At 51.3% G+C, this 378-nt stretch carries 1 rRNA gene; it reads left to right on the plus strand.

Annotated elements, in window-relative coordinates:
• Nucleotides 1-378: ribosomal RNA gene (locus tag LZP69_RS15945) — 23S ribosomal RNA — on the plus strand; the annotation flags it as partial.

Here is a 378-nt window from a genome sequence, read left to right on the forward strand (position 1 = left end):
AGGCTTAGACAGCTAGGATGTTGGCTTAGAAGCAGCCATCATTTAAAGAAAGCGTAATAGCTCACTAGTCGAGTCGGCCTGCGCGGAAGATATAACGGGGCTAAGCAATACACCGAAGCTATGGGTGTCAGCGCATCACCTGATGCGATTTGCTGGCGTGATTCACGAAGTGAATGACGCCCAAGCACACAAGACGTTGAGTCGAGCGATTTGATGTAGTGCGAGAGTAAGTCGTATGAGGGATGCGTTGACGCGGTAGAGGAGCGTTCTGTAAGCCGTTGAAGGTGAAGGGGTAACCCACGCTGGAGGTATCAGAAGTGCGAATGCTGACATGAGTAACGATAAGGGGGGTGAAAAACCTCCCCGCCGAAAGACCAA

The organism is Shewanella sp. AS1 (genome assembly GCF_021412565.1).
Classification (GTDB): Bacteria; Pseudomonadota; Gammaproteobacteria; order Enterobacterales; family Shewanellaceae; genus Shewanella.